Here is a 19197-nt window from a genome sequence, read left to right as displayed (position 1 = left end):
ATGCGTACCGCAGAAATCACCCGCAACACCAACGAAACCCGCATCCGCGTGGCCATCAACCTCGACGGCACCGGCAAGCAGACGATCGACACGGGCGTGCCCTTCCTGGACCACATGCTGGACCAGATCGCGCGTCACGGCCTGATCGACCTGGACATCAAGGCCGAGGGCGACCTGCACATCGACGCGCATCACACGGTGGAAGACGTGGGCATCACGCTGGGCATGGCCATCGCCAAGGCGGCGGGCACCAAGGCCGGTCTGCGCCGCTACGGGCATGCCTACGTGCCGCTGGACGAAGCCCTGTCGCGCGTCGTGGTCGACTTTTCCGGCCGTCCCGGCCTGGAATACCACATCCCCTTCACCCGCTCGCACATCGGCAGCTTCGACGTGGACCTCACGCGCGAATTCTTCCAGGGCCTGGTCAATCACGCGCTGATCACGATGCACATCGACAACCTGCGCGGCTTCAACTCGCACCACCAGGCGGAAACCGTGTTCAAGGCCTGTGGCCGCGCGCTGCGCATGGCCCTCGAAGTCGACCCCCGCATGGGCGACGTCGTGCCGTCCACCAAGGGCGTGCTGTAAGGCACTGCTGTAACGTACGCAATCCACTTTCGCACCGCACCAGGCAGACAGAAGTGACCACTATCGCCATCGTCGACTATGGAATGGGCAATTTCCATTCCGTCGCACGCGCCCTGAAATACGCCGCGCCTGACGCCGACATCCGCATCTGCAACCAGCCCCAGGAAATCGCTGCCGCCGACCGCGTGGTCTTCCCGGGCCAGGGCGCCATGGCGGACTGCATGCGCACCCTGAACGAATCCGGCCTGCGCGACGCCGTCGTGCGTGCCGCCCGCGAAAAGCCCCTGCTGGGCGTCTGCGTCGGCGAACAGATGCTGTTCGAATCCAGCGAAGAGGGCGGCACCGCCTGCCTGGGACTGTTCCCGGGCGTCGTGCGCCGCTTTTCCGGCCCCGGCTTTGCCGACCTGATCCCCGCCGACGACGAGGCGTGCCTGGCCGACACGGGCGCGGCAGGTCTCGTGGACACCCGTCCCGAGCGCCTGAAGGTCCCGCACATGGGCTGGAACAAAGTCCGTCACACCCGCTCTCACCCGATCTGGGACGGCATTCCGGACGACTCGCACTTCTATTTCGTCCACAGTTATTACGCCGATCCGGCCGATCCGGGCCTGACGGTTGGTGAAACCGATTATGGCGTCGCCTTTACCTGCGCGGTGGCGGCAGCTAACATTTTCGCGGTGCAGTTCCACCCCGAAAAAAGCGCCGAGCACGGTTTGCGCCTGTATCGCAATTTTGTAGACTGGCAGCCCTAGGCCTTGAGCCGCGTGCGCCAGCCCGTTCAACCCCACTTTCTTACTCGCTGCCAACCATGCTGCTGATCCCCGCCATCGACCTCAAAGACGGGCGCTGCGTTCGCCTGCGCCAGGGTGACCTGGACGATGCAACGGTGTTCTCCGAAGACCCCGCCGCCATGGCCACCCGCTGGCTGGACCAGGGCGCCCGCCGCCTGCATCTGGTCGACCTGAACGGCGCCGTCGCCGGCAAGCCCAAGAACGAAGCGCCGATCAAGGCGATCCTGGACGCCGTCGGCGACGACATTCCCGTCCAGATCGGCGGCGGCATCCGCGACCTCGACACCATCGAGCGCTACCTCGACGCCGGCATCTCGTACGTCATCATCGGCACCGCCGCGGTCAAGAACCCGGGCTTCCTGCAGGACGCCTGCGGCGCCTTCCCCGGCCAGATCATCGTCGGCCTGGACGCCCGCGACGGCAAGATCGCCACCGACGGCTGGAGCAAACTCACCCGTCACGACGTGCTGGATCTGGCCAAGAAGTTCGAAGACTACGGCTGCGAAGCCATCATCTACACCGACATCGGCCGCGACGGCATGTTGTCGGGCGTCAACGTCGAAGCCACGGTCCGCCTGGCCCAGCACGTGCGCATTCCCGTGTACGCCTCGGGCGGCATCGCCGGCATCCAGGACATCGAGGCGCTGTGCGCCGTCGAGGAAGAGGGCGTCGAAGGCGCCATCCTGGGCCGCAGCATCTACGAAGGCACGCTCGACTTCCAGGCCGCGCAGGCGCGCGCCGACGAATTGGCAAAATGACCATATCCAGCAACACCCCCGGGGCCGGCGCGTCCGCGCAGAACGCGCTGACCCGCCGCATCATTCCCTGCCTTGACGTCACGGCCGGCCGCGTCGTCAAGGGCGTGAACTTCGTCAACCTGCTCGACGCGGGCGACCCCGTCGAGATCGCCCGCCGCTACAACGAGCAGGGCGCCGACGAACTCACGTTCCTGGACATCACCGCCACCAGCGATGGCCGCGACCTGATCCTGCCCATCATCGAGCAGGTGGCGTCGCAGGTCTTCATTCCGCTGACGGTAGGCGGCGGCGTGCGCCAGGTGTCCGACATCCAGCGCCTGCTCAACGCCGGCGCCGACAAGATCAGCATCAACAGCGCCGCGGTGGCCAATCCCGACCTGGTTCGCGCCGCGTCGGACTACCACGGCTCGCAATGCGTGGTCGTGGCCATCGACGCCCGCCGCGTGTCCGCGCCCGGCGAACCGGCGCGCTGGGAAGTCTTCACACACGGCGGCCGCAAGGCCACCGGCCTGGACGCCGTGGCGTGGGCGCGCCGCATGGCCGCCTATGGCGCCGGCGAAATCCTGCTGACCAGCATGGACCGCGACGGCACCAAGTCCGGCTTTGACCTCGAACTGACCCGCACCGTCTCGGACGCCGTGCCGGTGCCCGTCATCGCCTCGGGCGGCGTGGGCAACCTGCAGCATCTGGCCGACGGCGTCACCACCGGCCGCGCCAGCGCGGTGCTGGCCGCCAGCATCTTCCATTTTGGCCAGCATACCGTCGGCGAGTGCAAGCACTTCATGGCCGAACAAGGCATCGCCGTACGATTGGACTGATTATGAGCAACGAACCCGCCTGGCTGGCCGACGTCGTCTTCGACGAAAACGGCCTGATCCCCGCCATCGCCCAAGACGCCGACAACGGCCAGATCATGATGGTGGCGTGGATGAACCGCGAATCCCTGGCCGAAACGGCCGCCACCGGCCGCGCCGTGTACTGGTCACGCTCGCGCCAGCGCCTGTGGCGCAAGGGCGAAGAGTCCGGCCACGTCCAGCAAGTGCACGAACTGCGCCTGGATTGCGACGGCGACGTGGTGCTGCTGAAGGTCCACCAGGAAGGCGGCATCGCCTGCCATACCGGCCGCGCCAGCTGCTTCTTCCGCCGTCTGGAAGGCCAGACCGATCACGCGTCCTGGGTCACGGTGGATCCGGTGCTCAAAGACCCGGAACTCATCTACAAATGACCGATCAGACTCTGTCCGCGGCCGACATCCTGGCCCGCATTGCAGACACCCTGGAAACCCGCCGTCCGCAAAACGGCGGCGATCCTTCCGCCTCCTACACGGCCAAGCTGCTGGCCAAGGGGCCGGATGCCTTCCTGAAGAAGATCGGGGAAGAAGCCACGGAACTGGTCATGGCCGCCAAGGACGGCGTGCCCGACCGCATCGTCAGCGAGACCGCCGATCTGTGGTTCCATTGCCTGGTGGCGCTGACGCATTTCAACCTGCGGCCCGAAGACGTGCTGGCTGAGCTGGCCCGCCGCGAAGGCCTGTCGGGCCTGGTGGAAAAGGCAAGCCGCCCCAAGGACTGACCACGGAAACCCAACCCATGAGCGACAACTGCCTTTTCTGCAAGATCGCCGCCGGCGAAATCCCGTCCAAGAAGGTCTACGAGGACCAGGACTTTGTTGCATTCCACGATATCAATCCCGCCGCGCCGGTACATTTACTGCTGATCCCCCGACGTCATGTCACATCCATGCAGGATATTACGGGCGAGGACGCAGATTGGTTGGGTAGAATGATGTCGTTGGCGCCGCGGCTTGCCGCCGAGAACGGTTGCCGTCCGGGCCCTGATGGCGGATTTCGCATCATGATCAATTCTGGCGTCGAAGGCGGCCAGGAAGTCCCGCATCTGCATTTCCACATCATCGGCGGCTCGCGTCCCTGGAAAGGGCGCGTGGCCCCCACTGCGTAATTCGGAGAATCATCATGGGTAGTTTCAGCATTTGGCATTGGTTGGTCGTCCTCGTCATCGTTGCGCTCATTTTCGGCACCAAGAAGCTGCGCAACATCGGCGGCGATCTGGGCGGCGCGGTCAAGGGCTTCAAGGACGGCATGAAGGAAGCCAACAGCGACAAGCCCGCTGAACCGGTCACGCAACAGCGCGTCGCCGGCGACACCATCGACGTGCAGGCCAAGGAAAAGTCCAACTCCTGAGCGTCAGCCAGTCTCCCTCCGGGCCAGCCCTGAACGGGCCGGCCCTTATTGCTTCAATTCCCTAGCGGCCGTCGAATGTTTGATGTCAGCCTCACTGAACTGATGGTGATCGGCGTCGTCGCCCTGATCGTCATCGGCCCCGAACGCCTGCCCAAGGTTGCCCGCACCGTCGGCCACCTGCTCGGGCGCGCGCAGCGTTACGTCAATGACGTCAAGTCCGATATCCAGCGCGAAATCGAACTCGACGAACTCCGCAAGTTCAAGACCGAAATGGAAGACGCGGCCCAGGGCGTGCAGCAATCGCTGAACGAAACCGGGGCCTCGCTGCAGGAACCCGTTCAGCAGTTCCGCGCCGAACTCGACGAAGTCGCCCGCGAAGCCAGCGGCAAGGCCACGCCGGCCGTTGCGCAGGCGCCGGTGACTGTCCAAGTGGCTGACGCTGCGCAATCGCCTGCCGCAGGGGCGCCTGCCGCAGGTTCGCCTGCCACAGGTTCGCCCGCCGCAGGATCGCCCACTGCCGACGCGTCCGCCGCTGGCGCACCCGCTGAGCCCGCGCGCACCATCGCGCCGCCCAGCCAGAACCACAATCTGGACCTGGACCTGCCCGCCGCCGAGCCCGCACCGCGTCCGGCCGCCGCCCCTCAACAACCCGCCCCGGCGCCCAGCGCGCCCGCGGCTGACGTCGCCGCGCCCGCCGCCAAGCCCGTCTCGCCCTCCGGAACTTCGTCGTGACCCAGGACGCAACCCAAGAAGAAGGCCAGCAAGAGACCTTCATCTCCCACCTGGTCGAGCTGCGCACCCGCCTGCTGCGCGCTGTCGGCGCCGTGGTGGCCGTGTTCATCGTGCTCTTCATCTATCCCGGCGCGTCGGCCATCTATGACGTGCTGGCCGCCCCCATGCTGGCCTCGCTGCCCGAAGGCACCCGCATGATCGCCACCGGCGTCATCACGCCCTTCATGGTGCCGGTCAAGGTCACGATGATGGCCGCGTTCATCGTGGCGCTGCCCGTGGTGCTGTATCAGGCTTGGGCTTTCGTGGCCCCGGGGCTGTACCGGCACGAGAAGCGCCTGGCGCTGCCGCTCATCGTTTCCAGCACCTTTCTCTTCATCGCGGGCATGGCGTTTTGCTATTTCGTGGTGTTCCGCACGGTGTTCCACTTCATCGCCACGTTCGCGCCGCAGTCCATCACCCCGGCGCCGGACATCGAGGCCTACCTGAGCTTCGTCATGACGATGTTCATGGCGTTCGGCATCACCTTCGAAGTCCCCGTGGCCGTGGTGCTGCTGGTGAAGATGGGCGTGGTCGAGTTGTCCAAGCTGAAGGCCGCGCGCGGCTACGTGGTCGTCGGCGCCTTCATCATCGCCGCCGTCGTCACCCCGCCCGACGTGGTCAGCCAGTTCATGCTGGCGGTGCCGCTGTGCCTGCTCTATGAAGTCGGGCTGATCTGCGCCCGGATGGTCACACCAAAAGGGAGTGCGGCGGCAGACGACGCCGCCGCCGATTCCCTGACCGAACGCCACTGAAGCCGGCCAGCCGGCAAGGCAGAAGAAAACCAGAACGGTCCGCATAAAAGCGGACCGTTTCACCTTGTCGGCCCATGACTGCAGTCCTACATTGCAGTCATGTCGCTCTCACAAAGACTGCGCACCCTCATGCGGTGGCGCGGCATCCATAGCCAGAACCAGCTTGCGCGCCTGTCAGGTGTGCCGCAGTCCTGCATCCACCGCATCCTTACCCGCGAAGACCGCTATTCACCGGCGCGCAACACGGTGGTGCGGCTGGCGCGGGCCCTGGGCACCAGCGTGCCTTGGCTGACGGATGGTGTGGTGCCCGCCAATTCGCCCCCGTTGCAGGAGGCCGCCGCCAACGACATCGACGGCTACTGTGCCGAAATCTGCGCACGGCTGGCGGCGCAACCCGACAGCACCAAGCGGCTGATCCTGGCGCTGGTGCGCGAACTCTCAGACAAACCAGACACCGGGGCCGCCCGAATGGCCGCGCGCAAATGCGCTTAGCGCGGCTTGCCCGGCCGCGTCCCCACCACGACCGCCAGGTCCGCCGGTTTGCCGCTGCGCAAGATGCCCAGCGTTGCCCGCTGGCCCGGTGGCACCTGCGCAATCTCCGACAGCAGGCCAACCGTATCCGCTACCCGCTTGCCGTTGACCGACTGGACGATATCCCCCACGCGCAGGCCGCCGCGCGCGGCCGGGCCGTCGCGCATGACCCCGGCAATGATCACGCCCGCCGCGTCGCGCGGCAGCTCGAAGGCCCGCGCCAGTTCCGGCGTCATGTCCTGCGGCTCCACGCCCAGCCAACCACGCTTGACCGTCCCCGTCTTGACGATGTCGTCCATGACCTTGCGCGCAATCTCGATCGGCGTCGCAAAGCCGATGCCCATCGACCCGCCGGATTCCGAATAGATGGCGGTGTTGATGCCCACCAGATTGCCGTAGGCATCGACCAGCGCGCCGCCCGAATTGCCCGGATTGATCGCCGCATCGGTCTGGATGAAGTTCTCGTAGGTGTTCAGCCCCAGGCCATTGCGGCCCAGCGCCGACACGATGCCCTGAGTAGTGGTCTGGCCCACCCCAAACGGATTGCCGATCGCCAGCACCACGTCGCCCACGCGCAAGCCCTTGTCGGGCGCCAGCGTTGCGGCGGGCAAGTCACGCAGCTTGGACAGCTTGAGCACCGCAAGGTCCGTGTCCGGATCCGCGCCCACCACCTTGGCGGTGTCGCGCCGCCCGTCGCGCAGCGCCACCTCGATGGCGTCCGCGGCCTGCACCACGTGATAGTTGGTCAGCACGTAGCCGTCGGCATTCACGATCACACCCGAGCCCAGGCTGGTCGACGCCTCGCGCCGGCTCACGCCCGGCACCTGCCCGAACAGCTGGCGCAGCACCGGATCATCGGGCAGCGGGATCAACGGCACGTTCACGTGTTTGGTCGTAAATACATTCACCACCGAGGGGGCCGCCTTCGCCACGCCGTCTGCGTACGACACCGCACCCACATCGTCCGCGGATGCGCGTCCCGCCGCGGCGGTGGCCGGCGGGACCGTGCCGGGCCCGTTCACCCGCAGCAGGTCGGGCCGCAACGTCGTCACCACGAATAGAATAGCCAGGCAGACCGTGGCGGCCTGAGCAAAGATCAGCCAATATCGGCGCATGTTTCTGATAGGACTAGCAATGAATAAAGTGGACTCCCGCGTCCTGGCCAACTGGCTGGACGACACCCTGCAGGCGGCCCGTTTCAAGGACTACTGTCCCAATGGGATGCAGGTGGAAGGCCGATCCGAGGTCGGACACATTATCACCGGTGTCACGGCCAGCGAAGCATTGCTGCGCGCGGCGGTCGACCGCGGCGCCGATGCGGTGCTGGTGCACCACGGCTGGATGTGGCGCAACGAAGACCGCCGCGTCATCGGCACCCGCCGCACGCGCATGGCCCTGACGCTCAAGAACGACCTGAACCTCTTTGCCTACCACCTGCCGCTGGATGCGCATCCCACGCTGGGCAACAATGCGCAGCTGGCGCGCGTGCTGGGTCTGACGCCGGCGCTACGCGACGAGGGCGTGCCGCGGACCTGCGGGCAGGACGGGCTGATCTGGCTGGGCGAGGCCACCGGTCTGCAGACGCTGGCCCAACTGGGCGACCAGGTGGCCCAACGCCTGGGCCGCCAGCCGCTCGTCGTGGGCGACCCGGACCAGCCCCTGACGACAGTCGCATGGTGCACCGGCGGCGCCCAAGGCATGATGGGCGACGCCGTTGACGCGGGCGCCAGCGTGTACATCACCGGTGAAGTCTCGGAATCCACCGTGCACCTGGCGCGCGAAACTGGCGTAGGGTTCATTGCGGCCGGCCACCATGCCACCGAACGCTACGGCGTCCAGGCATTGGGACAGGCCGTGGCCGAGCGTTTCGGCATCAAGGTCGAATTCGTGGACATCGACAACCCGGCCTGAATCCCTTGACACCGGCATACCGGCGCCAACCCGGCTGAAAGCAAAAGCGCCCCGATGGGGCGCTTTGCTATTTACGGCCGCTTGAGCAGATCGCGAATTTCGCGCAGCAGGGCCACGTCTTCCGGCGTCTTGGCGGGCGCCGGCGCTTCCTCCTGCTTGTTGCGAGCCTTGTAGATGGCCTTGACCATCCAGAAGATCACAAGCGCCAGCAGGACGAAATTGATGATGATGGTGACGAAGTTGCCCCACGCAAACACGTTGGCGCCAGCCTTGGTCAGATCCGCGTACGTCATCGGTCCGGCATAGCCTTCGGGCATCGACAGGACAAGGAATTTGTTCGAGAAATCAACCGATCCGCCAAGGATGAAATTGACGAGCGGCATGATGATGTCCCGGACCAGCGAGTCGACAATCCTGCCGAACGCCGCACCGATGATCACACCAACGGCTAAGTCGACCGCGTTGCCCTTGACCGCGAAATCTCGAAACTCTTTGACGAAACCAGTCGTTTTGCTCATAAATCCGCTCCATTCGTGATACGCCTGGGGTAGGCTGGCCTATAATACGCGGTTGCTATGTTGTTACATATTCCCGCGAACCCGATGCCGCAGAAGTGATGCTACTCGTTGAGCGGGCGCATCAACAAGGATAGGAAGATGAGTCAGGATACGCTGGTGCATGACGATGACGGTGCGGTTGATCCCAACCTGCCACCTGATCCTTCGCGACGTTTCTGGGTTACCACCGCCTGTGCTGTGGGCGGCGTAGCAGGTGTCGCAACGGCAGTGCCGCTTGTGAGCACGTTTTCCCCCTCCGAAAAAGCCCGCGCGGCAGGGGCGCCGGTTGAAGTGGATATCGGCGACATTCCCGTCGGTTCCATGAAAACGGTCGAATGGCGCGGCAAACCGGTCTGGATCATGCATCGCTCGCCCGAGCAGCTGGCCGGACTGAAAGAGCTGGATCCCCAGCTCGCCGACCCGCAATCCAAGCGGCCCGGCTTCACGCCTCCGTATGCCGAAAACGAAGCCCGCTCGCGCAAGCCCGAGATCTTCGTCTGCGTCGGCATCTGCACCCACCTGGGCTGCTCGCCCACCGCGCATTTCGAAACGGGTGGCGGCGGCGGTCTGGGCGCGGATTGGCAAGGCGGATTCCTCTGTCCGTGCCACGGCTCCACGTTCGACCTGGCTGGCCGGGTCTTCAAGAACAAGCCTGCTCCCGATAATCTCGAAGTTCCGCCGTACCAGTACCTCACCGACACCCGCATCATCGTGGGCGTCGATGAAGACAACAAGGCCTGACGCTCGCGTCGCGCTTTTTTCCCGATCTACGTAAGTAAGAACAATACGCCACGTATAGAAGGAGCCGTTACATGGCTGGCGAGAAAACCGTCGAGACGACAGGCCTGTTGGGCTGGCTGGACCGGCGCTTTCCGGTGACCTCCACCTGGAAAGCCCATCTGTCCGAGTACTACGCACCCAAGAATTTCAACTTCTGGTATTTCTTTGGCTCGCTGGCGCTACTGGTGCTGGTGCTGCAGATCGTGACCGGCATCTTCCTGGTCATGCACTACAAGCCGGACGCCGAGCGCGCGTTCCAATCCGTCGAATACATCATGCGCGAGGTCCCGTGGGGCTGGCTGGTGCGCTACATGCACTCGACCGGCGCGTCGATGTTCTTCGTCGTCGTCTACCTGCACATGCTGCGCGGCCTGCTTTACGGTTCCTACCGCAAGCCCCGCGAACTGGTGTGGATCTTCGGCGTCGCGATCTTCCTCTGTCTGATGGCGGAAGCCTTCTTCGGCTACCTGCTGCCCTGGGGCCAGATGTCGTACTGGGGCGCCCAGGTGATCGTGAACCTGTTCGCGGCCATTCCGTTCATCGGCCCTGAACTGTCCATCTGGATCCGCGGCGACTACGTCGTGTCCGATGCCACGCTGAACCGCTTCTTCGCCTTCCACGTCATCGCCATTCCGCTGGTGCTGATCGGCCTGGTCGCGGCTCACCTGGTGGCGCTGCACGAAGTCGGCTCGAACAACCCGGACGGCATCGAGATCAAGCAGGGCCCGAAAGACAAGTACGGCCGCCCGAAAGACGGCATCCCGTTCCATCCGTTCTACTCGGTGCATGACCTGGTGGGCGTGGCGGGCTTCCTGCTGGTGTTCGCGGCCATCGTGTTCTTCGCCCCGGAAATGGGCGGGTACTTCCTCGAGTTCAACAACTTCATTCCCGCTGACTCGCTGAAGACGCCTCCGCACATCGCGCCGGTCTGGTACTTCACGCCGTTCTACTCGATGCTGCGCGCCACAACGGATGAATTCACGTGGGTGCTGGCGGGCGCTTCGGTGCTGGGCGCCATCGTGCTGTTCGCCAAGAGCAACCTGAAGGGCTTCATGCGCATCGCCGTCCCCGGCATCCTGATCGTCGTCGCCGTGCTGCTGCGCGCCATCGACGCCAAGTTCTGGGGCGTGGTGGCCATGGGCGGCACGGTCGTCATCCTGTTCTTCCTGCCCTGGCTCGATCATTCGCCGGTCAAGTCGATCCGCTACCGCCCCACGTGGCACAAGTGGATCTACGGCATCTTCATGGTCAACTTCCTGGTGCTCGGCTACATCGGTACGCAGCCGCCCAGTCCGCCGTTGAACCTGACGTCGCAGATCGGCACGCTGCTGTACCTGGCCTTCTTCTTCCTGATGCCGGTATGGAGCCGCCTGGGCACCTTCAAGCAAGTGCCCGACCGCGTCACGTTCCACGCCCACTGAGCCAACGAGAATAACGGACTAACCATGATCAAGAAGCTGATTGGTGCCGTGGCCTTGATGCTCACGTGTACCGCTACCTTTGCCGCCGGAGGCGGATATCCGCTAGACAAGGCGCCTTACCGCGTCAACGACATGGCGTCGCTGCAAAACGGCGCCAAGCTGTTCGTCAACTACTGCCTGAACTGTCATAGCGCGTCCTCGATGCGCTACAACAAGCTCCGGGACATCGGCCTGACCGACGAACAGATCAAGGAAAGCCTGCTGTTCTCCGGCGAAAAGATCGGCGACATGATGCACGTCGCCATGACGCCGAAGGACGCCAAGGCCTGGTTCGGCACGACGCCCCCGGACTTGTCCGTGATCGCCCGCGCCAAATCCGTGAACGCCGGCCCCTCGGGTTCCGACTATCTGTACACCTACCTGCGCACCTTCTACCGCGACACGTCGCGCGCCACGGGCTGGAACAACCTGGTCTTCCCGTCGGTCGGCATGCCGCATGCCCTCTGGCAGGAACAGGGTCCGCGAGAGCTCACCACGGTCGCCGTGCACGAGGTCGAAGGCAAGCAAGGCGCCCCCAAAACCTGGGAACGCGTCACAACGGTGTACGATGCACAGGGTTTTGCCACGGTGAAGGCCGAGCCGTTAGCCAATCACCACGGCCATGCCACCTTCGATGCCAAATTCAAGGCCGCCAACCCGGCCCAAATCGCAACATACGACAACGACGTCGCTGATCTGACCGCATTCATGTCCTGGATGGCCGAGCCCGTCCAGACACTGCGCGTCCGCATCGGCGTCGGCGTCATGTTGTTCCTGCTCCTGTTCTTCTTTGTTACGTGGCGCTTGAATGCCTCGTACTGGAAACACGTGCGCTAACCGTAACGCCCCGCCAGGTTCCCCAGCCACCCCGTCTATCGGGGACGGAAGAGGCGGATAGGGCTGTAAGCCTATCCTGCCTGGCAATTGGGGCCAGCGCCTGCTAGATTTAGGCGCTGGCCTTTCGTTTTTCAATAAAGGACTTACCGCCATGATGGTGCTCTATTCCGGAACCACGTGTCCGTTTTCGCAACGCTGCCGCTTCGTGTTGTTCGAAAAGGGTATGGATTTCGAGATCCGCGACATCGACCTGTACAACAAGCCCGAAGACATCTCGGTGATGAACCCGTACGGTCAAGTGCCCATTCTGGTCGAACGTGACCTGGTGCTGTACGAGTCGAACATCATCAACGAGTACATCGACGAGCGCTTCCCGCACCCGCAGCTCATGCCCGCCGACCCGGTCATGCGCGCCCGCACGCGTCTGTTCCTCTACAACTTCGAGAAGGAACTGTTCGTTCACGTCTCGACGCTGGAAGACCGCAGCGCCAAGCCCGACGAAAAGAAGCTCGCCAACGCTCGCCAGAACATCCGCGACCGCCTGGCTCAGCTGGCCCCGATGCTGCTCAAGAACAAGTACATGCTGGGCGAGGAATTCTCCATGCTCGACGTGGCCGTCGCTCCGCTGCTCTGGCGCCTGGACCACTACGGCATCGAGCTGCCCAAGAATGCGGCTCCGCTGCAAAAGTACGCCGAACGCATCTTCTCGCGCCCGGCCTACATCGAAGCGCTGACGCCTTCGGAAAAAGTGATGCGTCGTTAAGGCTGGCTGTGTAATGGGTGAAACTTCGACCAAACCGTATCTGATCCGCGCACTGCACGAATGGTGCACCGATAACGGCTACACGCCGTACATCACCGTGCAGGTCGACGAGCACACCATGGTGCCCGTCGCCCACGTGCGCGATGGCCAGATCACGCTGAACGTGGGCACGCTGGCCACCAACCGCCTGGTGCTGGGCAATGAATTCATCGAATTCCAGGCCCGCTTCAGCGGCGTGACCGAAAACGTCTACGTCCCCGTGGGCGCCGTCAGCGCCATCTATGCGCGCGAAACCGGCGCCGGCATGGGCTTCGAGGTGCAGCCCTACGAGCCGCCCGAGGCAGGCGCCCAAAGCGCCTCGCCCAACCCCGCCGCCCCCGAGGGCTCGGACGCCAATCCCGCCCCCGGCGACGACGACGGCAACGACGACGAACCCAAGCGCCCGCGCCTGACCATCGTCAAATAACGACCCCACGAGAGGGGCTGCATTTTTTTCATTACAATGCAGTCCCTGCGCGTGCCCCGGCACGCATCGCCGGTGTAGCTCAGTTGGTAGAGCAGCTCACTTGTAATGAGAAGGTCGAGGGTTCGATTCCTTTCACCGGCACCAAAAATCTCCACCAGGTTCATCTGGCGTAGTACACGAAACCCGCATCCAAACTGGCGATGCGGGTTTTTTCTTGCCCATGACAATCGACCGTCAGATTGCGCCGAGAGACAGCACATTTGACGGCGCGCGGCGAACACTGCGGCCTGTGACTTCCGGCAACCATGATCGTGGTCGGATCGGTCGCACAAATAATAGAAATCCTATTTACCGACCTTGAGCATGGCGTCTACAAGTGGGTCGCGGAAACACCCGTCATGGGGTAACGCAATCCACCTGTGGTCAGACCCAACAACGCGTCGGCATGAAAGTTTTTCCTCTTGTTTTTCTAGCATTCGCCTTGCTCGTGGTCCAGCTGACTGGTTGTGACGGCCGGCAAACCAAGCAGGACAACGTGGGCACGTCCATGACCGGAATCGATCACTTGCCGGATCACGTGAGCGTGCAGAATTTCTGGGTCAATGGCGCCAGCGGACATCAAGCCGGTACGGGCGGAAGTGTGGTCTGCTGCGCGATGCTGCCGCGGACATGGCATCCCGATCTAACGGTGGTGGTGAACTGGAATGTCACGAACTGGCGAGACTGCCAGTGGGAAAGCTACGAACGGCGCGTTGCGGTGGACCGCTACGAGAAGGTGGGTCATTTGTTCGTTCACTTCCTGGCCGATGGCGGCGTTCGTGTCGTTTCAGCGAATATCGGCCCAGGCTATCCAGGTAACGGTTATCCGGGCCCAGAGGATTCGATACCTAACAAGGACCCCTGGGATGTCTATGGAAGCTATCGCGGACGTTGCCCGCCGCAGGAGACGCCCACGGCGATGGAACGCGCCAAATGAACGAGCTGCTCCGAGTCCTTCCGGCGATTCCAGCGGTCGGTATCCAGTCGTCTTCCTTCACGCCACCGACACTCGCTTCCTTTCACCGGCGCCGCATCCGATTCCAGATTCCACTGGCGTGTTTGCTCAGAACCGCATCCACATTATCGAAACCAGAAAGTAGCGCAAACCTCCGGTTGTCTGAACCAACAACGAGTCGGCATGAGAATTTACTCCCTCATCATCATGGCGTTTGCACTGCTAGTGGTCCCGTTGACCGGCTGTGACAGCCGGCAAACCAAGCAGGACAGCGTGGGCACGTCCATGACCGGAATCGATCACTTGCCGGATCACATGAGCGTGCAGAATTTCTGGGTCAATGGCGCCAGCGGACATCAAGCGGGCACCGGCGGCAGCGTCGTCTGCTGCGCGACACTGCCGCGGAAATGGCATCCCGATCTCACGGTGGTGGTGAACTGGAATGTCACTAACTGGCGAGATTGTGGCGGACAAAGCTACGAACGACGCGTGGCAGTGGACCGCTACGACAAGGTGGGGCATATGTTTGTTCACTTCCTAGCCGATGGCGGCGTTCGTGTCGTATCAGCAAACGTAGGTCCTGGTTACCCAGGCAACGGCTACCCCGGACCGGATGACTTGATTCCTAACAAGGACCCCTGGGATGTCTACGGCAGCTATCGCGAACGCTGTTCGTGGGCAGGCGGCCCGGTCATTATGGAAAGAGCGCAGTGATGGACTCCTTCGAGCCCAGCGCCGCCAACCTCATGCTTTCCTGATTCTTCTGATTGTCCGTTGCTCGACGCGGTGTTGTTCTACGCGCTCCGACAATCTGCAAAGGGACGTGATGCGTTTCCTACTTAAGTTCTTCGGAAGTATCGTCGGATTTTTAGCTGTGCTTTGGAGCTGCATAGCCTTGTGGGGCACGTTCTCGCCAATCGTGCTCTTGCATTATTCCGAGCGGGCGACGGACCGAATCGGTGTTTTTTTCAACGACAACCACAACACGGCGAAATTCGGGATGAGCCCGGGCGAGACGTCGGCTCACTACACGGCAATGTTTCCAGAGTCCGACTTGTGGCTGCTGCTGACATTTCCCAGTGAAAGCACTGATTCGCTGGAAATCACCAAGCCGTTCAGACGAATCGACGTCTGCATCGGGCCTGGTGCAAAAATTGAGCGAACGGTGACGCGCCACGGATTCTTTGATCGTTTCACCGAGCCTAGCCCGCCCTGCGAGCCCGCGTCCAAGCGCTGAGTCGCCTCGGGCCGCGCGGGCCTGCCAGGAACCCCATACGGATTCTCCCTCGGCATTCTTCTAACGCTCCGCAGCGCTTTTCAGGAGAGGGCGGCGCGCACTCAGCGCGGTCCCCCTCCGCCGTCCTCACCCCAGCGCCGGCAACAAATTAAACAGCAGCACCATCACCAACCCCACCACCGACACGATCGACTGCACGACCGAGATCGTCTTGGTGGCTTCGCCCATCGTCATGCCGAACGATTCCTTCACCATCCAGAATCCGGCGTGGTTCGCGTAGTTGAAGAACAGCGAACCGCAGCCGATGGACAGGGCAAGCAGCGGCAAATTCAGGGAGGGGTCTGCGCCTGCAAGTGGCGCCAACAACCCCGCCGCGCCCACGATGCCGACGGTGGCCGAGCCGGTGGAGACCGACAGCAGCATCGCGATCAGCCAGCCCAGGATCAGCGGCGGGAAGGCGAACTGGTGCGTCAGGTGCACGATGGCGTCGCCGACCTTGGCGTTCGTCAGGACCTGCTGGAAGGCGCCGCCGCCAGCGATGATGAGCATGATGCCGGCAATCGGTTTCAAACTCTGGCCCAGCGCGCCGCGCAGCTTTTCCGGGTCGCCGCCGCGCATGAAGACCAGCGTCACGGCCGCGAACAGCACGCCCAGCAGCATGGCGACGACGGGGTTGCCCAGGAAGGCGGCCACGTGCGTCACGCTGGAGTCCTTGGGCAGCAGCATTTCGGCCACCGCGTGGACCAACATCAGCAATGCCGGCAGCAGCGCCGCCAGCACGCCCAGGCCGACGCTGGGGGCATGCTGGCCCGCAGGGCTGTCAGTGGAGGCGGTGAACTGTTCAAGCAGCGCCTCGTCCGGCCGCGACGTCATGCGCGGGGCGATGAACGCGCCATACAGCGGGCCGCCGAAGATCATGGCTGGCAGGGCCGCGATGAAGCCGTAGATCATGGTCGGACCGACCGTGGTCTTGAGCGTGGCGATGGCGGTCAGCGGGCCGGGGTGCGGCGGCACCATGCCGTGCATCGCCGCCAGGGCCGAGATCACCGGCACACCCACGTAGACATAGGCCGAACCCTTGAAGCGCGCCTGGCTCTCCAGCTTGCGCGCCACGCTGAAGATCAGCGGCAGCATCACCACCAGGCCCACTTCGAAGAACATGGGGATGCCGATGACGAACGCCACCAGCGTCATGGCCCAGGGGATCAGTCGCGGGGAAGTGTGGCGCAGGATCGCGTTGGCCAGGCGCTCGGTGGTGCCGGAGTCCGCGAGAATCTTGCCCAGCATCGCGCCCAGCGCGATCACCACGCCGACGGCGCCCAGCGTCTTGCCGGCGCCGTCGGTCAGGCTTTTGACGATGGCGCCAGGAGCCATGCCCGTTGCAAAGCCGACGCCGATCGACACGATCAAGAGCGCCAGCAGCGGATGCATGCGTATCCGCGAGACGATCAGTGCGACCAGAACCAGAACGCTCACCAGGGCGGTGAGCAGCAATTGAATGTCGAACGAAGACATATGAGAACCCAGAAAAATCGAGAGAGGTCGCGAGCCCTCTGTGCGCCATGATACGGGATCGGGTTGACGGCAAGCTTGAAAAAAAGGGCCGGTTTCGGGCGCCGAAACGCGCTTTTTCGGCCCCGCTTTGCATTCTTCCGTTTTTTTGTGCATAATTCGCCCCCTCTACCTGTTCCCCGATAGCTCAGTCGGTAGAGCGACGGACTGTTAATCCGCAGGTCGCTGGTTCGAGCCCAGCTCGGGGAGCCAAGAATTTGCAGTACCGCAGTACCCCTAAAAAAGCCCGCAACTTGTTTGCGGGCTTTTTGCATTGGGGCGCGGCGTCTCGCGCGGGATTGCGGCCAGGACAGCCCGCGGGTTGCCAACCCGCGCGCATCGCGTAGCATCACCCGGATCCCCGCACCTTCTGCCCCTGCACACCGATGCGTTCCTCGCGATCACTGCCTCCCCTGGTATCCCTGCGCGCCTTCGAGGCCGCCGCGCGGCGGTTGAGCTTTTCGCAAGCGGGAGAAGAGCTGTTCGTCACGCAGAGCGCGATCAGCCATCACATTCAGCGGTTGGAAAAGGAATTGGGCGTGGCGCTCTTTGAGCGGCGCACGCGCGCCGTCGCGCTGACCGAGGCCGGCCAGGCGTACTACGCCCGCGTGCACGCGGCGTTCGAGTTGCTGCGCCAAGGCACCGACGAACTGCGCGCGCCCGAGCCCGCCCGTCATACGCTGCGGATCGGCTTGCTGGCGTCGTTCGCCACGCGCTGGCTTGCGACGCGTCTGCCCGCCTTTGCCGCTGCGCATCCCCACATCGATCTGCAACTGCAACCCGACATCGCGCTGGCAGACGTGGCGGGTGGCGAGGTCGACGCCGCGATCCGCTATGGCCGTGGCGGCTGGCCCGGCGTGCGCAGCACGTTGCTGATGTCGGAACGCCTGTCGGTCGTGTGCGCGCCCGCGCTGGTGGCGGGCCGAAAGCGGCCAAAGACGCCCGCAGACCTGCTGCGCCACCCGCTGCTGGTCTCGCACGCAAGGCAGCAGTTCGAATGGGACGCCTGGGCGCACCGGTACGGGCTGGATCTGGGCGCCGCCCGCACCGTGCGCCTGCATGACTACAACATCGTCGTCGAGGCCGCACTGGCCGGGCAGGGCCTGGCGATGGGCCGCGAACGGCTGATCGCCGCGCACCTGGCGAGCGGGGCGCTGGTCGAGGCGCTGCCCGGCGCAGTGCTGCAAGATGCGCGCATCGGCTGGTGGTTCGTCACGCCGCGCGGCGCATTCAGCGAACCCGTCCAGGCCTTGCACGACTGGCTGGCGCAGACAGCAGCGCAAAACACGGGTGTCTGACACCCGTGTAGCCGCGCTTGATTATGAAAGGCTGTCTCTTGGGGTGTCAGACACCGGCACATGCCCCGCCCAACAAAAGACGTATTAGTTTTACTCATACGTACCAGGCAAGAATTGATTGGTCATGCCGCGCCGCGGCCGATAGCATCGGGGAAGCGTCAAGACGCGCTTTCTCCTTCGCTTTCCCCCCTTTTCATAGGTGATCCGATATGACCCAAAGCATTTCCGCCCGCGTTGCCGAGCTTGGCCTGGTCCTGGAAGCGGCCGCCGCGCCGGCCGCGAACTACGTGCCCTTCGTCCTGGAAGGCAATCTGCTCTATATCTCCGGCCAGATCTCCCGCAAGGACGGCAAGGCCGCCTACCTGGGCCAATTGGGCCACCAGGTGTCGGACGCCGACGGCGTCGAGGCTGCACGCGCCAGCGCACTGGGCATCCTGTCGCAGATCGCCGCCGCCACGGGCGACCGCCTGGACCGCGTGGCGCGCGTCGTCAAGCTGGGCGTGTTCGTTGCCAGCGCGCCGGACTTCAACCGCCAGAGCGCCATCGCCAACGGCGCCTCGGACCTGATGGTCGAGGTGTTCGGTGACGCGGGACGCCATGCCCGCAGCGCCGTCGGCGTCGCCGCTTTGCCGCAAGGCGTGTCGGTGGAAGTCGAGGCCGTGATCGCGCTGACCCCGGCCTGATGCCGGCCGCCTGATCGCAACAACAGGAGCCGCCATGACCGCCCCCCTGACCCCGCGCGCCGTCCAGGCACTACGCGCCCTCGCGCCTGGCGCGCAAAGCACCGTGCACTTCAATCACGCCGGCGCCTCACTGCCGTCAGAAGCCACGCTGCAGGCCATTCATGCGCATCTGAAGCGCGAAGCGGCGCAGGGGCCGATGGAAGCGGGCGTGGCGGCGCGCGATCTCATCGAAGCAGCCCGCACGCTGGCCGCGCAGTTGCTCAACGCCC

Annotated in this window: 25 protein-coding genes, 2 tRNA genes and 1 pseudogene; 25 read left to right on the top strand and 3 right to left on the bottom strand. The window is 64.0% G+C overall.

The features are described from left to right. The 11 genes from hisB to RT697_RS03605 all read left to right on the top strand — a co-directional run bounded on the left by hisB (position 1) and on the right by RT697_RS03605 (position 6352). Positions 1 to 588: an imidazoleglycerol-phosphate dehydratase HisB gene (hisB, locus tag RT697_RS03655; RefSeq protein WP_008160445.1), complete on the top strand. Its 588-nt coding sequence runs from the start codon at positions 1 to 3 to the stop codon at positions 586 to 588. A 53-nt stretch (positions 589 to 641) separates the two neighbouring features. Continuing rightward, complete coding sequence (gene hisH / locus RT697_RS03650) at positions 642 to 1340, top strand: imidazole glycerol phosphate synthase subunit HisH (protein WP_175123911.1); 699 nt, start codon at positions 642 to 644, stop codon at positions 1338 to 1340. Between the two features lie 56 nt (positions 1341 to 1396). Next, entirely contained in the window at positions 1397 to 2137 is a 741-nt protein-coding gene (hisA, locus tag RT697_RS03645; protein WP_006224535.1) for a 1-(5-phosphoribosyl)-5-[(5-phosphoribosylamino)methylideneamino]imidazole-4-carboxamide isomerase, read from the top strand. Next, a complete protein-coding gene (hisF, locus tag RT697_RS03640) occupies positions 2134 to 2955 on the top strand; it encodes an imidazole glycerol phosphate synthase subunit HisF (RefSeq protein ID WP_313697027.1) in 822 nt (273 codons plus the stop codon). The genes hisA and hisF overlap by 4 nt, the downstream gene beginning before the upstream one ends. Before the next feature lie 2 nt (positions 2956 to 2957). Beyond that, positions 2958 to 3362: a phosphoribosyl-AMP cyclohydrolase gene (hisI, locus tag RT697_RS03635; protein WP_313697026.1), complete on the top strand. Its 405-nt coding sequence runs from the start codon at positions 2958 to 2960 to the stop codon at positions 3360 to 3362. Beyond that, entirely contained in the window at positions 3359 to 3709 is a 351-nt protein-coding gene (locus RT697_RS03630) for a phosphoribosyl-ATP diphosphatase (RefSeq protein WP_313697025.1), read from the top strand. Before hisI ends, RT697_RS03630 begins: the two co-directional genes overlap by 4 nt. 17 nt (positions 3710 to 3726) lie before the next feature. Then, on the top strand, positions 3727 to 4095 hold the full coding sequence (locus RT697_RS03625) for a histidine triad nucleotide-binding protein (protein ID WP_175123915.1): 369 nt from the start codon (positions 3727 to 3729) through the stop codon (positions 4093 to 4095). A gap of 14 nt (positions 4096 to 4109) precedes the next feature. Beyond that, positions 4110 to 4337 (top strand): Sec-independent protein translocase subunit TatA, encoded by a 228-nt coding sequence (tatA, locus tag RT697_RS03620; protein WP_056320404.1) that lies wholly within the window; start codon positions 4110 to 4112, stop codon positions 4335 to 4337. 75 nt (positions 4338 to 4412) lie between these two features. Then, positions 4413 to 5069 (top strand): Sec-independent protein translocase protein TatB, encoded by a 657-nt coding sequence (gene tatB, locus RT697_RS03615; RefSeq protein ID WP_313697024.1) that lies wholly within the window; start codon positions 4413 to 4415, stop codon positions 5067 to 5069. Further along, a complete protein-coding gene (gene tatC, locus RT697_RS03610) occupies positions 5066 to 5860 on the top strand; it encodes a twin-arginine translocase subunit TatC (RefSeq protein WP_312433712.1) in 795 nt (264 codons plus the stop codon). Before tatB ends, tatC begins: the two co-directional genes overlap by 4 nt. 99 nt (positions 5861 to 5959) lie before the next feature. After that, the gene (locus RT697_RS03605; protein ID WP_312433713.1) at positions 5960 to 6352 is read left to right on the top strand and encodes a helix-turn-helix transcriptional regulator; all 393 of its coding nucleotides are present in this window, start codon (positions 5960 to 5962) and stop codon (positions 6350 to 6352) included. Here RT697_RS03605 and RT697_RS03600 read toward each other — a convergent pair. Beyond that, positions 6349 to 7506 carry a trypsin-like peptidase domain-containing protein gene (locus RT697_RS03600; protein WP_313697023.1) on the bottom strand — a complete coding sequence of 386 codons (1158 nt, stop codon included), beginning with the start codon at positions 7504 to 7506 and terminating at the stop codon, positions 6349 to 6351. The two genes, RT697_RS03605 and RT697_RS03600, sit on opposite strands and share 4 nt — an antisense overlap. Positions 7507 to 7525: 19 nt before the next feature. On the opposite strand from RT697_RS03600, the gene RT697_RS03595 reads away from it, so the two are divergent. Continuing rightward, positions 7526 to 8302 carry a Nif3-like dinuclear metal center hexameric protein gene (locus RT697_RS03595; RefSeq protein ID WP_313697022.1) on the top strand — a complete coding sequence of 259 codons (777 nt, stop codon included), beginning with the start codon at positions 7526 to 7528 and terminating at the stop codon, positions 8300 to 8302. Positions 8303 to 8373: 71 nt separating this feature from the next. On the opposite strand, the gene mscL is transcribed toward RT697_RS03595, so the two are convergent. Then, positions 8374 to 8820, bottom strand: a complete 447-nt coding sequence (gene mscL, locus RT697_RS03590) for a large conductance mechanosensitive channel protein MscL (RefSeq protein ID WP_056565647.1) — start codon at positions 8818 to 8820, stop codon at positions 8374 to 8376. 138 nt (positions 8821 to 8958) lie between these two features. Here mscL and petA point away from each other — a divergent pair, with 138 nt between their 5' ends. From petA to RT697_RS03545, 9 genes are all read left to right on the top strand, one after another. Continuing rightward, a complete protein-coding gene (petA, locus tag RT697_RS03585) occupies positions 8959 to 9600 on the top strand; it encodes a ubiquinol-cytochrome c reductase iron-sulfur subunit (protein ID WP_313697103.1) in 642 nt (213 codons plus the stop codon). 71 nt (positions 9601 to 9671) lie between these two features. Next, complete coding sequence (locus RT697_RS03580; RefSeq protein WP_056565653.1) at positions 9672 to 11060, top strand: cytochrome b; 1389 nt, start codon at positions 9672 to 9674, stop codon at positions 11058 to 11060. A gap of 24 nt (positions 11061 to 11084) precedes the next feature. Further along, positions 11085 to 11936: a cytochrome c1 gene (locus RT697_RS03575; RefSeq protein WP_313697021.1), complete on the top strand. Its 852-nt coding sequence runs from the start codon at positions 11085 to 11087 to the stop codon at positions 11934 to 11936. A 151-nt stretch (positions 11937 to 12087) separates the two neighbouring features. After that, the gene (locus RT697_RS03570) at positions 12088 to 12699 is read left to right on the top strand and encodes a glutathione S-transferase N-terminal domain-containing protein (RefSeq protein ID WP_006388039.1); all 612 of its coding nucleotides are present in this window, start codon (positions 12088 to 12090) and stop codon (positions 12697 to 12699) included. 13 nt (positions 12700 to 12712) lie between these two features. Continuing rightward, complete coding sequence (locus tag RT697_RS03565; protein ID WP_313697020.1) at positions 12713 to 13165, top strand: ClpXP protease specificity-enhancing factor; 453 nt, start codon at positions 12713 to 12715, stop codon at positions 13163 to 13165. Positions 13166 to 13233: 68 nt separating this feature from the next. After that, positions 13234 to 13309, top strand: a tRNA-Thr gene (locus RT697_RS03560). Positions 13310 to 13610: 301 nt separating this feature from the next. Continuing rightward, a complete protein-coding gene (locus tag RT697_RS03555) occupies positions 13611 to 14141 on the top strand; it encodes a DUF3304 domain-containing protein (RefSeq protein ID WP_313697019.1) in 531 nt (176 codons plus the stop codon). A 201-nt stretch (positions 14142 to 14342) separates the two neighbouring features. Next, the gene (locus RT697_RS03550; RefSeq protein WP_313697018.1) at positions 14343 to 14873 is read left to right on the top strand and encodes a DUF3304 domain-containing protein; all 531 of its coding nucleotides are present in this window, start codon (positions 14343 to 14345) and stop codon (positions 14871 to 14873) included. 112 nt (positions 14874 to 14985) lie between these two features. After that, the gene (locus tag RT697_RS03545) at positions 14986 to 15396 is read left to right on the top strand and encodes a hypothetical protein (RefSeq protein ID WP_313697017.1); all 411 of its coding nucleotides are present in this window, start codon (positions 14986 to 14988) and stop codon (positions 15394 to 15396) included. A 126-nt stretch (positions 15397 to 15522) separates the two neighbouring features. Here the strand turns inward: RT697_RS03545 and RT697_RS03540 are convergent, their stop codons facing one another. Further along, positions 15523 to 16911, bottom strand: a complete 1389-nt coding sequence (locus RT697_RS03540) for a gluconate:H+ symporter (protein WP_313697016.1) — start codon at positions 16909 to 16911, stop codon at positions 15523 to 15525. Between the two features lie 173 nt (positions 16912 to 17084). Between RT697_RS03540 and RT697_RS03535 the strand changes: the two genes are divergently transcribed. The 4 genes and pseudogenes from RT697_RS03535 to RT697_RS03520 form a co-directional block, all read left to right on the top strand. Next, positions 17085 to 17160: transfer RNA gene (locus RT697_RS03535), tRNA-Asn, on the top strand. Between the two features lie 173 nt (positions 17161 to 17333). Beyond that, positions 17334 to 18245 (top strand): transcriptional regulator GcvA, encoded by a 912-nt coding sequence (gene gcvA, locus RT697_RS03530; protein ID WP_313697015.1) that lies wholly within the window; start codon positions 17334 to 17336, stop codon positions 18243 to 18245. A 209-nt stretch (positions 18246 to 18454) separates the two neighbouring features. Then, positions 18455 to 18928: a RidA family protein gene (locus RT697_RS03525; RefSeq protein WP_191576266.1), complete on the top strand. Its 474-nt coding sequence runs from the start codon at positions 18455 to 18457 to the stop codon at positions 18926 to 18928. 34 nt (positions 18929 to 18962) lie between these two features. Beyond that, a pseudogene (locus RT697_RS03520) lies at positions 18963 to 19197 on the top strand (aminotransferase); the annotation flags it as partial.

The sequence above is a fragment of the Achromobacter sp. genome (assembly GCF_032113835.1).
In the GTDB taxonomy this organism is placed as follows: domain Bacteria; phylum Pseudomonadota; class Gammaproteobacteria; order Burkholderiales; family Burkholderiaceae_B; genus Achromobacter.
The sequence above is the reverse complement of the archived record's forward strand: the minus strand, read 5'-3'. Positions and strand labels throughout refer to the sequence as shown.